Source organism: Polyangium jinanense (genome assembly GCF_028435365.1).
This window is the reverse complement of the sequence record NZ_JAGTJJ010000024.1, coordinates 62595-77286: the sequence shown is the minus strand read 5'-3', so window position 1 is coordinate 77286 and position 14692 is coordinate 62595. Positions and strand designations below refer to the sequence as shown.

The window sequence follows — 14692 nt, the reverse complement described above, 5'->3', positions numbered from 1 at the left end:
ATCAAAACGAGACCGAGAGCCGCTTCATCATCTTCTGCAGGCCGAAGCGCGAGAGGCCGAGGAGCTTCGCGGCCTGGGTCTGGTTGCCTTTCGTGCGTTCGAGCGCCTCGCGCACGAGCTGCGCTTCGAGGGCGTCGACACGCGGGCGCACGCGCAAGCCGAGATCCACGGGGACGGGCGGGGCGACGTTCGCGATGTCGGGCGAGAGGTGCTCGCGCTCGATGATGCCGTCGCAGAGCAAGAGCGCGCGGCGGACCTCGTTTTCGAGCTGGCGGATGTTGCCGGGCCAGGGGAACGCCATGAGCCGATCCATCGCCGCGCGCGTGACGCGCACCTCGGAGCGGTCGTACTTCGCGAGCATGTGCTTCACGAGGAGCGGGACGTCGCTCGCGCGCTCGCGGAGCGGCGGGATCCGGATCGTGATGATGTTGAGGCGGTAGTAGAGATCCTCGCGGAACGTGCGCGCACGGACCATGGCGTCGAGGTCGCGGTGGGTCGCGGCGACGATACGCACGTCGACCTTGCGCGCGCGTTCGGTGCCGAGCGGTCGGACCATGCCGTCCTGAAGGACACGCAGGAGCTTGGCCTGCATGCCGAGGCTCATCTCGCCGATCTCGTCGAGGAAGAGCGTGCCGCGATCGGCCGCTTCGAAGAGGCCGGAGCGGGGTCTGTCGGCGCCGGTGAACGCGCCACGCACGTGGCCGAAGAGCGTCGATTCGAGGAGGCCTTCCGGGATCGCGCCGCAGTTCTCGCCCACGAACGGGCGCCCCGCGCGGGGGCCGTTGTCGTGGATCGCGCGCGCGACGAGCTCCTTGCCGCTGCCCGATTCGCCATGGATGAGGACGGGAACGTCGGCGGTCGTGACACGATCCACGAGCCGCAACATCGCGCGGACGGGCTCGCTGTCGCCGACGATGGAGTCGTACTCGAAGCGGGTCTCGCGTGTGCCTCGGGTCCGGTTGAGCTCGCGTTCGGCCACGTCGAGCGCGGCCTCTCGCTTCGCCAGCGTCTCCTCGAGCGCCGCGCTCGCCCGTTTCGCCTTGCGCGCGGCTCGCCGCAGGAGCGCTTGATCCCGCGCGTCCGCGATCGCCAGCGCCGCGATCGTCGCGACCGTGCGGGTCCACGCGAGCTCGCGCGGACCGAACGCGCCGCGCCGCACGCGATCATCGAGGTAGACCACGCCGAGCGCCTCGCCGCGCGCGACGAGCGGCACGACGAGCACGCTCCGCAGCTTCAGGGCATGCACGCTGACGTGCACCGCAGGCAACTCGCCGGCCGCGTCCACGGCGACGACGGGCTCCAGCGCCGCGAGCGCGCGCCGCGCGAGGGTCTGCGAGAGCGAGAGCTGCTCGTCGCGGAGATCGGCCCGCGCGAGGTTACGCGCCGCGCGCGCGACGAGGCGGCCGTCCGGCGCGCGCAGGAGGAGCAAGCCCCGCTCGACGCCCGTCCAGAGCACGAGCGCGTCGACCACACGATCGAGCAGCGAGCGGAGCCGCTCGCGATCACTCAGCGAGACGATGAGCTGTTCGAGCTCCCGCGCCTGCTCCGCGCGCATGCCTTCCTGCGGCGCGGCCGCGGCCTGCGCGATCCACGGGAGCGCGCGGATCGAGGGCGCGAGCTCGGGAGAGGCACGCGAGAGCAGATCACGCGCGACGTCGCCGAGGGACGAGAGGAGCCGGACGGCGACGTCGCCCCGACCGAGCCGCGCCGCGAGTGCATACCCAGCCGCGATCGAGGGGCCTCGTGCCGACACGGGCGCGCGCGCATCCGAGAGCGCGACGATCGCGCCGAGCACGTGCTCCGCGGTGCGCGTTTCGAGCTCGCCCGAGGCCACGAGCAGCACCTCGGCGCGCGCGCGCCACCAGTCGAGCCGCGCGCCCGCGGTGAGGCTCGGCGTGTCCGCGAGACGATCGAGCTCGAGGCACGTCTCCAGATCGATCGCCGCGTCCGCGTGACGCAACATGCGCGCGGAGGCGCGTAACTTGTCGTCTCCGCTCGCATCCGCGAGCAGCGCTCGAGCTTGCTCGGCGGCGCGTCGTCCCTCGGCGGCGCCACGCGTCGACACGTCCGCGATGGCCCAGAGCGCATACGCCTCTGCCCGCGTGTCACGGCCTTCCCGTGCCCGCGCGATCGCTTCCCGCGCGACACGTTCTGCCTCGTGCGCGACGCCCGCCGTTGCATGTGCCGCCGCGCGTGCGAGGAGCGCGCGGGCCGCGAGCGCCGGCCGGCCGAGGTGCTCCCAGAGCAGGGCCGCGCGCCGCGCCGTGGCGATCGCGCCGCCGAGATCGCCGAGATCCACCGCGGCCGCCGCCTCGCCCGTTCGGTACGTCGCCTCCTCGACCACGGCGCCAGCCCGTGTCGCATGCTCGACCGCCGCGGCGAACGCGCTCCGTGTGCGCGCCGGATCGCCTCCATGCTCCACGTATCCCCGCAGCGCCGCGATCCGCGCGTGCTCCTCGGCGCGACGTGCGATCGCCTCGCCGCGCGTGATCGCGGCGAGCGCTCGCTCCGTATCCCCCTTCGTCGCCGCGACGAGCGCCGCGACCTCGTACGCGGGCACGCTCGTCGCGCCCTGCACGAGCGCATCGGCCTCCTCGTAGCGCCGCTCGTCGAACGCGATCCGCGCCAGGATCGCGCGCGCTTTCCCGTCCGGATCCTCGCCGCGTCGATCCGCCTCCGCCGCGATCTCCCGCGCCGCACCGAGCTCGCCTGCCCGCCGCAATATCTCCGCCGCGAGCGCATCCGCCCCCTTTGCGCGACGCTCCCGCGCTCGCAGCGCGAGGCTCCTCGCGCGCCCGAGCTCGCCCGACAGACGCAGCGCATCCGCGGCTGCCACGAGCAGCGATGCGGGCACGTTCTCCCCTCGCTCCACGCGCTCGATCGCCATCGGATCCGGCGGCACGGCGGCGATCGCGATCGACAGCCGCGCCACCTCCTCGATGTCGAACGGCGCCGACGTCGGACGCTCGGGTGTCGTCGTCGTGGGCGTTCGTCCGAGCGCGGCGCCTTCCACGTCCGCGAAGGTCCATGCCGCGGGCGGCAGCTTTCGCGCGAGATCCACGAGCGCTGCCGCGAGCGACGCTTCTCCGATCTTCCCGAGCGGCCCCGTCGGCCACGCCGCCGCCGGGCTCCCGACGAGCGACGTCATCCACCGCGCGATCCCTTCCGGACCGAGCGGACCGATCTCAGCCGCGCCCGCGTCCTGCGTGAGCGAAGTCTCCTCGTCGACGAACGATCGCGCGCGGCGCGCCCACGCCAGCGCATCGCCGAGCCACGGCGCCGTCCCTGTGCCTGCGGAAGATCGCGTCGCGAGCTCGTCGCGTCGCGCCGACAGATACGCCGCACGCACGCGCCGCGCATCGCGCTCGCCGCGCTCTTCCCGCTCGCGACCCGAACCTGCATCCCGCGCCGCGAGCGCCGCCCGCGCCGTCTCCGCGACCCACGAAGCCGGCGGACGCGCGCCCGGGCTCGGCGAGAGCAACGCCGCGCAGAGCAGCGCGATCGGCTCGGGCAGGCGCGCCGCGCGTGCCGCTTCGATCGGATGCTCCGACGCTGCCACCGCATCGTCCACGAGCTCCGCGAGCAGCGCGCCGAACGCCACGAGATCGCGCGCGCGCGCGTCCCCAAGATCCGCATCTCCACGCGCCAGATACCGCGGCGTTCCACCCTCGATCCGCGCCGTGTACACCGGACACGCGAGCCCGAGATCGATCACGTGTGCACGCCCGCCCCAGCCGAGCAGCACGTTCTCCGGCTTGATGTCGCCGTGCGCGAGTCCGACCTCGTGCAGATCCGAGAGTGCCTCGCCCGCGTCACGCGCCACCGCGAGCGCGAGCGTCGTTCGATCCACGCCGGCCTCGCGCGCCCGCTCCCTTAGCGTCGCGCCTTCGACCCAGCGCAGCGCCACGAACGCGAACCGCTCGCCTTCGCGATCGTCGCCTGCCTCGATCGCGCGCGCGACGTCGCCATCCCGCACGAACCACCCGACGTCGACGAGCTCGGGCAAACGTGGCGAGAGTGCGAGGATCGCGTGCCTCGCTTCCCGCGCGATCGCCTCGCGCGCCGCTGCATCACGCGCGACCTTCAGCGCGACGAGCGTTCCGTCGCGCCGCGCGCGCGCCCGCCACACCTCGCCTGCGCCGCCGCTCCCGGCCGGAGCGAGAAGCTCGAAGCTTCGCTCCGTCAACTCCGATGACGATCTGTGCTCGTTCATCGGAAATCGAGTGTTCGACCTCTGCCTCGAGGTGTCAACGCTGGTGGCACGAACGCTCGTTCGAGGCGCTGCCGGGGCAGGGGAGGGGAGGGCCGGGCCGCGAGCGGAAGCTCAGTTCTCGGAGCAAGTCAGCGGGGCCGCCTCGATGTCGACGCCGGCGTTACAGAGCGACTCGGGCCCCTTGCCGTACGCCTCCGCCACGAACGCCGCGAGCGACGGCGTGTCGATGCACGTCGCCGTGTAGGTCGCGCCCCACGCGGACGCGGCGATCGGCGTGTCGAGGTCCTTGTCCGGCGTGAGCACGAGCCGAGCCTTGGGCCCCGCGCCCTGGGACAAGCACAGCGGATCCGCCGTGGCCTCGTCGAACACCTTCTCGAGCGCCGCCACGACCTCCGGACACGCGTCGTCGCAGCGATACGACAGCACCACGGCGCCGTGCTCCATGTCGTGCACGTACATCTCGCGCGGCACGGGCGTCGTGTACTTCTTGAACGCCGCCCACTGACCCCAGTGGTCTCCTCCGCTCGGCGGGTTCGTCTCGTACGAGATGTCCTTGCAGAGCTCCAGGTGGGCCGCCGACGCGACCGGGATGTTCGTCGTCTTCACGACGCGGCACTCCGTCTCCCCGGGCAGCGGCGTCGCGTCCGGCGTCAGCACCTCGGTTTGCTGCGGCCCCGTCGGCCCCACCGGCGCGTCCTCGCCGCACCCCGCGATCCCGAGTGACACGAAGACCAGCGTGCAGGTGAGCGCGCCACGCAAAAGCTCGTAAGGCATGGCGTGACCCTATCACGCCGAAGGCGTCTGCTTCAGGGGCAGGCCGGCGTCTCGGCGCCCGTGGTGATCCACGCGCTGAGCGCCTCCAGGCTCGACTCCGGCGCGGCGTACAGGTCGTACGGGGGCATCGGCAAGCCCACCACGACGGATGCGCGCAGCCTGTCGATCTCGCCCGGCGCGAGCCCCTTCGCGGCGTCCATGCGTGCGTAGATCGGGCTCGCGAGCATCTTGTAGAGCAGGTAGCTGTTGCCCGCGTTGCCCGGGTCGACGTGCGGCATCGCCCGTCCGAAGCGGCGCGGCCGGAGGTCCACCTCGTCGGCCTGCTCGCCCGTCTGCGTCTGGTTCGCGACGCGCCCGATCATCGCCGGGATCCGCTCCGCGCCCGACAGATCGAGCCCCATCGCCGCCAAGCCGACCTCGAGCGGCCCGTGGCAGCCGCCGCAGCCGACGACCAGGCTCTTCGAGACGGGGCACTTGTCGATGCAGAGCTGATCATCCACGGCGCACGACGCCACACACGCGCTCGCCGTGCAGAAGAGCTCCTCGGACGCCGCGCGCCGCGCCGCCTCGTCGAGCGCCGGATCCACGGGCCCGCCGGGCGGATCCATCACGGCCGTCGTGAACTGCAGGACGACGTTCGCCGCGAGCGGCGCGCCGTCGAACGCGCGCACACCGAACGGCGAGGCCTCTGTCGCCGCGAGCACCGTGAGCCAGTACTTCGTGTCGGGCACGAGCGCCGTCATCGCGGGCAGGCGGTACGTGACGCGCCGGTGCACCGGGTCGTAGCTCGGCTCCAGGAAGACACCCTGCCGGCACTGCGACGCCGTCGGCACGGGATCCGCGCTCGGCTGCAGGCAGACCGCTTGCCGGATCGCTTCACCGGGCAAGAGGAACCGATCGAACGTGACGCGCACGCTCGTCGTCGAGAGCGCGCGGCTGTCGTCCGCGGGCGCGGGCGCGCTCGGCGTCAGCGTCAGCGTCGTCGGCTGACCGCCGGCGTCGAGCCCGGACAGCTCGACTTCGACCAGGTGGACGGGGGGGGCGTCGATGGCCTCGCGCTCAGGGCTGCCTACGTCGCAACCGACGAGGGGCAGGGCGAGGGGGAGCAGGGCGGCGCGGAGGGCGCGCGGGGCGAAGGAAAGGCCTCTTGGGCGGATCAGCTCTCGGAGTAGGTCGAGAGCTGCTCCTGGACGACCCTCTCGTTCACGCCGGTCCGGATGTGCTCCCGCAAGCAGTCGGCCAGGGTGATGAGCATGTCGTCGACCCCCTTCTCCTCGATGAGCTTCGCGAGCAGCTGCCGCGCTTCCCGGCCGTCGTCCTCTCGGAGGAAGCCCCGCACGGTCTCCAGCGTGATTTCGCCCTGGAAGTCGAGGTAAAGATTGTCGAGCAGGTACTTGATCAGCTCCTTCACACCCGTTCTCCTTGAGGACGCGCGCGACCACCGCGGGGGAGGAAGCGCACCGTCGCTCTTCGCTATACCCGTCGCCAGAAGGGGTGTGCAAGGAATATGTCGGAGGTTTCGGGAGCCGTGCCCCGTCCGGCGGATCGGAAGCCTCAGGCGCAGACCACGACGGATGTTGGCCTTTCATTGGCACGCCCTCACGAGCGGGTCGCTCGACTGGTGGCAAACGAGGCACGGACGTGGGTTTCTCGCGAACGCAACGCCACACTTGTCCCGGAAGCCGAGCGGGTGCGGGTTCACGCCGTGCCCGCCGGAAAGCCCCTTCGTCGCGTGGCACGTCGCACAGTCACGCTCCGTGTGGCAGGACACGCAGGCGTTCAAGTTCCGCATCGCCTCCCACGCGTGATGGTTCGGCCCGCGCGGCGCGGTCGTGAACTCCGCGGCGGGCGGATGGAAGCGGCGGCCCGCGAGGCGGTTTCCGCTCGCGGTGTCACGCGCGACGCCGACGCGGCGGTGGCAGTCGGCGCAGAACGTCTGGGCCTGATGGCAGCTCGAGCAGCGCGGGTTGTCCTGCCGCGCGGACTGGGCGTGGATCGAGAGCCAGTCGTTCGGGTGGACCTTGCGGGGACGGACGCGACCGTCGTGGCAGTCGGTGCACTCGTTCGTCGTGTGGCAGCTCCCGCAGAAGGCGCTGTCGTTCGCGGCGACGGCCTTGTGCCGATCGATGAAGTCGGGCGTGTGCGCCGCGTTGTGCATCCACTGCGGCGGCACGAGGTTGCCCGTCGTGAAGCTCGTGATCATGCGGCCGTCGTTCCGGGCCGTGTGGCACGTCGTGCACGCGCCCTTCGCCTGGCCCTGCGCCGCGCCGCTCATGTTGTGACAGGCGAAGCAGCCGGCCATGCGCGGGAGCTGATCACGCGTCGCGAGCTCGAGCTCGCCCACCTGCCCGTGGCACTGCCCGCACTGGATGTTCCGGTCGAGATGCTTCTTGTGCGTGAACACGAGGTTCGCGTTCGGCAGCACCATCGGCGCGACCGCGCCCTTCTCGCCCGCCTTGTCGCCGATGTGGCAGAAGACGCACTGCCCGTTCGCGTCCGTGCCGGCCTTCACGGCGTTGAGGTCCGAGTGATCGACGTCGTGACAGGCGTCGCACTGCTCGGCCTTCGGCATGAGCCGATCGGCGACCTTGTCGCTCGTGAACGCGGCCGCGTGGCACGACTTGCAGGTCTGCTTGAGATCCTTCGTGTGCTTCTTGTGGTTGAAGCGGATCGTGATCGTCTGCGGCGGGTAGATCTCCTCGCTCGGCACGGGGCTCGCCGCGCTGCCCGGAGGCATGAACGCGAGCGGTGTCTCCGCGTCGTTCGGCATCGGATGGAGCCCGCTCTTGTAGCCACCCGGAGGCGGCGCCGGCGGCGCGGCGGACTCCGCGGCAGGCGCATCGTCGGCCGTTTGCGCGGACGCATCGGGCCCCACGAGGCCGAGGATGAGGGCCGACAGGCACGCCACGAAGGCGAGCCATCCCGGCAGCGGTCGGCCGTTCGGCCGGCGCGTCTTGCGTGCGCTCTCTGCGCTTCGCTTGGAGGCGTTCATCATCATCCGCCGAGCCTCAAGTTGAGGAGCGCCACGATGCGGAAGCGCTGCCCGACGAGCCGGTTCATGTCGTGCTCCCACTCGATCCGCAGGTCGGCTTGTTGCACGGGCCGGATGCCCGCGCCGAGGACGTAGCCGAACGACGTCGCGCCACGATCGGGCCGCAGCGGGTCGTTCCAGTCGTAGAGCGAGACGCGCCCACCGACGCGATAACGCCCGCCGTCGAAGCGCTTCTCGCCCGAGAGATCCGCGCCTCCGGTGTGCCCACGCGCGCCTGCCTGCACCATGCCGCGCAGCCCCACCTCGCCCGTGCCGAAGCGATACCGCCCGGACACGTTCGCGAGCGCGTCGATCGTCGTCGAGGTCGCGCGGTTGTCAGGATCGCGGGTGAACGTCTTCGAGTTCGCCGGATCGATCTCCTGGTCGCCGCTGCAGAGCCCGGAGGCGCGGCACTGCTCCGTGCCGAACGTCTCGGGATCGCCGTCGGCCATCCAGATGCGCACACCGCCGTAGGCCGAGAGATCGAGCCTCTGCGTCGGCGCGGCCCAGACGCGCGCCGTCGCCGTCGTGATGGGGCTCTTCGTGAACCAGTTGAAGATCGAGTCGGCGTCGAAGGTCGGCACGAAGTAGTCGATGTCCGCGCCGATGGTCGCGCGTTTGCCCAGGTACGCCTCGACCCCGCCGTAATACGAGCCGACGATCTGGTTGTAGAAGTCGTACGTGAAGCCGCCCTTGATCGCGCCGAGATCGCTCTTGTTGAGATCGAGCGCGTAGCCCAGCCGATCCTGCGACACGCGCAGCCCGTTCGCCGTGCGATAACCACCCGTCGGATCGGGGAACTGCTGCGTCACCGACGTGCCCATGTTGTAGACGCGTCGATACGAGAGCCGCCCGTGGATCCAGCTCGGCCCGTTGCTCTCGAGCGCGACGCCGAACGCGGGCGCGGGCTGCGTGTACTGATACGAAGGGTAGTCCGTCACGCTCGGCTGATCGCCCGCGGTGCCGAAGCCCGCGTGGTTGCCGCGCCAAACGCCTGGCCGCTCGTAGCGCGACGTCGACAGCGGCAGCCCGCCGCGCTGCTCGAGCCCACCATAGAACTCGGCTTGCACGAAGTACGGCGTCGTCACGCGCGCGAGCGCGCCGTCGAACGACCACCAGCCAAGCGAGTCGACGACGTACTGCCGTCCCGCGCGGAAGCCGAGCCAGCCGTTCAAGAGGTTGCGGCCCTCGACGTACGCGTACATGAGATCGATCGGCGCCTGCTGCAGGCCCGGCACGAAGCGCACGCCGGGCCCCGCCTCGGTCAGGTAGCTCGTCTCGCCGCCGCGATCGGTGTCGCCGAGGTGACCGTTGATCCCGAAGTCGGCGTCGAGGCGCACCCGCAGCACGACCGAGAAATCGGCGCGCCCCGGGACGTGATCGCCCTGCAGGTTGTACACGCCGAGCGACAACGTCTGCATGAGGCGACGCCGATCGAGGATCGTGTCGCCCCACGGGCTCGCGACTTGGTACGCCTGCGCTGCGGTGTCGCTCTGCACCTCGAAGTCGAGGGCACGCGCGTCACGCGGATGCGCGGTGATCGCCGTGGCAAGAGCGGCGAGCCCGGATGCAACCACGCGCGAAAGGCGCGTCGATCGATGTCCCCTCACGCCTGGGATGCTCGCTTTCCGTCGAGTGGTGCCGGGGAGCGTGCGCGGGGTTCGCGCGGCTGCCGCTGGGCCGTCGACACACCCCGAACATGCCGGGGCAACGCGGATCCTCTTTCAGCGTGGCCCGCGCTGTCAACACGGACGAAGGGCGGGCTTGGTGCTCGAACGCGCCGGGGAGGCGCGCAATCCGCTACGCGTTTGGATCAACCGAAGCGGAGCGAACGCTTCACGATCTTGCCGCTTTCGCCGACGGTGTAGCCGCCGGTGTCGCCGAGCGCGTCGGCGACGGCGTCCCTACGATCCTCGGGGATCGTCCACCCGCGTACGAGCAGGCCTTCGGCGACCTTGTTCTTCACGCGGACCGATTCCTCGTTCACGAGCATGTCGATGAGCGGCTTGACGCTCTCGGGCATCGCCTGCGCGAACGTCGTCTGCACCGCGTGGAACCGCACGGTCTCGTTGACATCCTCGAAGAAGCGCTCCACCGCCGTGCGCACGTCCTCGTGCACGACCTCTTCGAGCGCCTGGATGATCTGGATCTTCGGCTCGACGTTGCGCGCGTACTCGGTGTCGAAGCCCTCGAGCAGATCGAGCAGCTCTTCGCGATACGCGTCATCGTCGAGCACGGCGTCGAGCACCTTGAGGGGCCACGTCAGCGCCTCGGCCTTCGTGCAGAACTCGATGACCGCGGGCACGACGTCCTTGCCTGCGGCGACGATGCCCCGGAACGCGAGGTCCTTCTCTTCGGCGTCCGTGATCGACGGATCGATCGTGAAGTTGAAGCGCTTGAGGAGCGCGGCGGCTGCCTCCGGCGTCTTCATGTCGACGAGGGCCTGAATGGCCTCCAGGCGGTCATAGGTCTGGGCGCGTTTGTCCGCGACGACCTTGGCCGGCCCGGCGATCTTCTTGTCGACGGCGGGCGCGTTGCCCGACGGAGGCGCGCTCTTCGCGCCCTTGCTACGGAGGAAGTCGAAAATGCCCACCTCTACCTCGCGCTCCAGCCCGGCAGGGGGAGGGCTGGAGCAGGCTTCGCATAGGCCCTCGCAAGGGACAAAGCAAGTGCTCGACCTCTTGACGAGCACGCTGCCCCTACCAGCGGGGTCTTCGAAAGCGGCACGCCCCGGGATGCTTGGGGCGTCGCGGAGCTTTGGGTCTCCGTCTCGGCCGCCCGCATTCCGGGGCGTGTCATCGGCTGTGGTGCAGCCGGCTTCGTCTTCGTCAGTCGCTGTTCTTCACCTTCATGGGGAGGGAGAACATCAGGTTGACGGAGATCATGCTGTTGAAGCGGAACTGACGATCTTTGTTGTTGACCGCAGTGTCGGGGAAGGCCTCGTCGTTGCCCGCGCCGGCGTTGTCGAAGCCGGACGTGTTCCACGCGAAGGGCAGCGCCCTCCACTCCGCGCCGAAGCCGAAGAACGACGTCGGGTAGAAGTTCCAGCCGACGCCGAACGTGGGCGCGAAGGCGATGCGGCTCTCGAGCTCGAACGAGCTCTGGGCCGCGCACGGGCGGTCCGCGAGAGTGTTGCCGTCGTTGTCCTTGCCGCAGGGCTTGCGCTCCTGCACGCCGATGACGGCCGGACCGACGAAGAAGCTGATGTCGGTGTCGACGAAGAGCGCTGCGAACAGCGACAGTTTGCCGCGGAACGGAACGACCGTGATCTGCGGCGCGGCGACCCACTGCATGCGGCCGAGCTGATCCGCGGCGAGGTTGCCGCGGGTCAGGTTGACGGCCGTCAGCTTGCAGGCCGTATCGGTCGCCGTGTTCGAGTCCGCGGGGCAGCTCCGCTCGTCGATCGCCTTCACCTGCAACTCGTCGGTGAGCGACGTCGTCGACTGGATGCCGTAGCCACCCCAGAGGCCGACCCCGAGCCAGTCGGTCGGGTGGTACATCAGGCGCAGACCAGGCATGATCGTGCGCTGGTACTCGTCGAGCAGTGTGAAGGACGCGCTCGGCGTAATTTCGAAGCGGCCCGCGCGATGCAGGCGCAACTTCCGCACAGCCGGGGCCCCCGCGAGGGGACCCGTGAGCTGAATCTCCTGCGCTTCGGCACCTGCGCTCATGGCGAGCGCTGCACATCCCGTGAGCGCCGCGAGCATGCCCCTGCGGAGCAGGCGAGACGCGCAAAGGCTATTCACGAATCGACGCATCATGCATGTCCCCGTACTTGGCTGAATCGTCCCGGATGTTCCTTGCACGCCTCGCTGCCCCTCGGCTCACTTGGGCAGCCGGTATTCCCAGCTGAACGGCAGGAAGACCGAAAACCCGACCTGCGCTTGGACGTTGTTGGTGAAGCTCGTCTCGGGCGCGGTCCAGGTCGTCGGATCCTGTGCTCTCGGATTGCCGTTGGCGTCCTTGCCGGTCGCGATACCCGGGTTCTCGAGCTCGTCGAAGAAGATGTAGTCGCTGAGCTCCGCCACGACCGCGAACCATCGGTTGAAGAAGATGCGGAGCCCGCCGCCGACGTGGAACGACAGCCGAGGCTTGAACTCGAACGTGCGGTTGTCGGGATCGACAACGGCGATCGGGCGCGTAGCGATCGCACCCACGCCACCGAGCACGTAGAAGTCGTAGTGGAAGATGAAGTCGCCGAACCCGGCGAACTTGCCGTACGCAGGCACGTACGAGAAGTTCGCGTTCGCGTTCCAGGCGTACTCCGTGATCGGAATACCGACGCGCGCTGCGCGGCTCGTCTGGAAGTTGAAGTTCGAGGGCGAGTTCAGAGCGGCGTAGAGGTTGCCGTTCACCCCGACCGCGAGCACGTTCGTGATGTAGAAGTTGAGACCGAGCCCGGGCGCGGGGTGCGCGACGAACTGGTCGTTCATCGTGATCCCGAAGTAGGGCGTGATCTCGAAGCGGAACCGGCGCAGCGCGTAGATCTGCTGCACCGCGTACATCTCTGCGTTGATGTCCCGCTTCGCGGCCTCATCCATGTTGATGCTCGGGCAGGCCGAGGGATCGATCTTACAGATGTCCCCGAGGCCTTCACCCTCGCCGCCAGGAGTCTCGCCCTCACCCTCACCGGTGCCGGCAGCCTCGCCCTCGCCCTGGGCGGGCGCGTCAGCAGGCTTCTCGGCTCCCTCGTCGTCGAGGTTGATCTCCTTCGGTTGATCCTTCTTCGGTTGCGCTGCCGCCGTCAACGGCATGGCCAGCAGCGCAGCCGCCACGAGGAGCCCCACGCGAACCTGGTTCATCGCCATCCCTTCCGCAGTCCGTGCGACGTGAGCATCGATCGGTCCGGTCCGTCCGTACAAGTCTAACTGCGCGACTTCATTCAAAAAAACGGTCTACCGACAAGCGGGACGGACTATATCACGCGTAAAATCTGGGAATCAACAACCAAATCGGTTTCTGTTCCCGAGATCGGATCGGGCAGGACCGTCCCGGCTGCCAACGCAGCGACACGATCCACGCCCATCCAACCACGAGACGCTCGCGCACGAGCAAGAAAATCAAACGAAATCCATGATTTTTGCGCCGTCCGTCCGAAACGTGCACGACGTGGCCCCGTCTCCGATCCCGGTCGGGGCCCCGTCGCGCGTGTTTCGTGCTCGGCGCAGAGGTTCACGCCGCCGCGTCCGTTGACTCGTCGGTTTGACCGAGCAGCGCTTCGACAAACTCGTCTGCGTTGAAGTCACGCAGCTCGTCGGGACGCTCGCCGATGCCGATGTAGCGCACCGGCAGCGCATGCTCCGCGCAGATGCCGAGCACGACACCGCCCTTCGCCGTGCCGTCGAGCTTCGTCAGCACGATGCCCGAGAGCGGCAGCGCCTCCTTGAACATCGCCGCCTGTTGCAGCGCGTTCTGACCGTTCGTCGCATCGAGCACGAGGAGCGTCTCGTGCGGAGCTCCCGGCAGCGCCTTGTCGATCGTGCGCGCGACCTTCGTGAGCTCGTCCATCAGGTTCGTCTTCGTATGCAAGCGACCCGCCGTGTCAGCGAGCACGACGTCGGCGCCGATCTCCGCCGCCTTCTGGATCGCGTCGTAGATGACCGCGCCCGGGTTCGCTCCATCCTTGCCGCTCACGACCTCGCAGCCGACGCGCTTGCCCCACACGACGAGCTGCTGCACCGCCGCCGCGCGGAACGTGTCGCCCGCAGCGAGCACGACGGTCCTGCCTTCCGCCTTGAGCTTGGTCGCGAGCTTGCCGATCGTCGTCGTCTTGCCCGCGCCGTTGACGCCAACGAACATCACCACCGTGGGACGCGCGGGGAACTTGATGCCGCCGCCGCTCCCACCGAGGAGCTCACGCGCGCGACGACGCAAGGCATCCCAGACGTGCTCGTCCTTGACGAGCTTCTTCTCCTTGATGCCCGCGCGGATCTCTTCGAGCAGCGCTTCGGTCGTCTTCACGCCGACGTCGGAGGTGAGAAGCACCTCCTCGATCTGATCGACGAGCCCAGGATCGACCTCGCTGCGGCCGACGAAGAGCGCCTTCAGGCGACCGAAGAAGCCCTCGCTCTCGCGCGCCTTCGTGAGCCCGCGACGCAGACCTTCGACATCCTTCTTGCGCGGAGCCGACGGTGCAGGCAGCTCGCGCGCCGCGATCGACACGGGCTTGATCGCAGGCGCCTCTGCGGGCTTCGGCGCTGGCTCGGCGACGGGCGTCGGAGCTTGCACGGGCGCGGGCTCGGGCTGCTTGGCCTCGGGCTCCTTCGCAACGGGCGCGGGCTCGGGCTGCTTCTCGACGACGGCCGGCGCAGGCTCGGCAGCCTTCTTCTCCTCCTTCTTCTTGGCCTCCTTGGCCTCTTCGGCCGGCTTGACCTTTGCCGGAGCAGCCTGCTTCGGCTCCTCCTTCGCGGGTTTCCCCGCGGTCTTGGCCGGCTCTTCACGCTCGGGCGCCTTTGTCGCCGGGAGCTTCTTCGCCTCCGGCGGCGTCTCGAGCTTCTTGGGCGCTTCCGGCTTCCTGATGAACAGGAAGTAAACGGCCAGCGCCACGACCACGAGACCGATGACGATGTAGAGGGGGTCCACGATGTGCGTTCTCCAGCGGTCCGCGAACTGGTTCGCGACTATATGGGACGGTACCCGTACGTCAACGTGTGTGCTCTGCGCGCGAGGGCAAA

The 14692-nt window shown here is 69.5% G+C and carries 10 protein-coding genes; all 10 read right to left on the bottom strand.

The genetic code is table 11. The annotated features are described in order from the left end of the window. Position 1: 1 nt before the first annotated feature. Positions 2-4213: a sigma 54-interacting transcriptional regulator gene (locus KEG57_RS30710; protein WP_272425062.1), complete on the bottom strand. Its 4212-nt coding sequence runs from the start codon at positions 4211-4213 to the stop codon at positions 2-4. Positions 4214-4324: 111 nt separating this feature from the next. After that, on the bottom strand, positions 4325-4987 hold the full coding sequence (locus KEG57_RS30705) for a thioredoxin-like domain-containing protein (RefSeq protein WP_272425061.1): 663 nt from the start codon (positions 4985-4987) through the stop codon (positions 4325-4327). A gap of 32 nt (positions 4988-5019) precedes the next feature. Beyond that, on the bottom strand, positions 5020-5901 hold the full coding sequence (locus tag KEG57_RS30700; RefSeq protein ID WP_272425060.1) for a hypothetical protein: 882 nt from the start codon (positions 5899-5901) through the stop codon (positions 5020-5022). Between the two features lie 242 nt (positions 5902-6143). Further along, entirely contained in the window at positions 6144-6398 is a 255-nt protein-coding gene (locus KEG57_RS30695) for a hypothetical protein (protein WP_272425059.1), read from the bottom strand. Positions 6399-6572: 174 nt separating this feature from the next. Further along, entirely contained in the window at positions 6573-7985 is a 1413-nt protein-coding gene (locus KEG57_RS30690; RefSeq protein WP_272425058.1) for a cytochrome c3 family protein, read from the bottom strand. Then, complete coding sequence (locus tag KEG57_RS30685) at positions 7982-9628, bottom strand: hypothetical protein (RefSeq protein WP_272425057.1); 1647 nt, start codon at positions 9626-9628, stop codon at positions 7982-7984. The genes KEG57_RS30690 and KEG57_RS30685 overlap by 4 nt, the downstream gene beginning before the upstream one ends. A gap of 203 nt (positions 9629-9831) precedes the next feature. Beyond that, complete coding sequence (locus tag KEG57_RS30680) at positions 9832-10611, bottom strand: HEAT repeat domain-containing protein (RefSeq protein WP_272425056.1); 780 nt, start codon at positions 10609-10611, stop codon at positions 9832-9834. A gap of 235 nt (positions 10612-10846) precedes the next feature. Next, complete coding sequence (locus tag KEG57_RS30675; RefSeq protein ID WP_272425054.1) at positions 10847-11779, bottom strand: porin family protein; 933 nt, start codon at positions 11777-11779, stop codon at positions 10847-10849. A gap of 63 nt (positions 11780-11842) precedes the next feature. Then, positions 11843-12820, bottom strand: a complete 978-nt coding sequence (locus KEG57_RS30670; RefSeq protein ID WP_272425053.1) for an outer membrane beta-barrel domain-containing protein — start codon at positions 12818-12820, stop codon at positions 11843-11845. 370 nt (positions 12821-13190) lie between these two features. Beyond that, positions 13191-14600, bottom strand: a complete 1410-nt coding sequence (gene ftsY, locus KEG57_RS30665) for a signal recognition particle-docking protein FtsY (protein ID WP_272425052.1) — start codon at positions 14598-14600, stop codon at positions 13191-13193. Positions 14601-14692 lie beyond the last annotated feature (92 nt).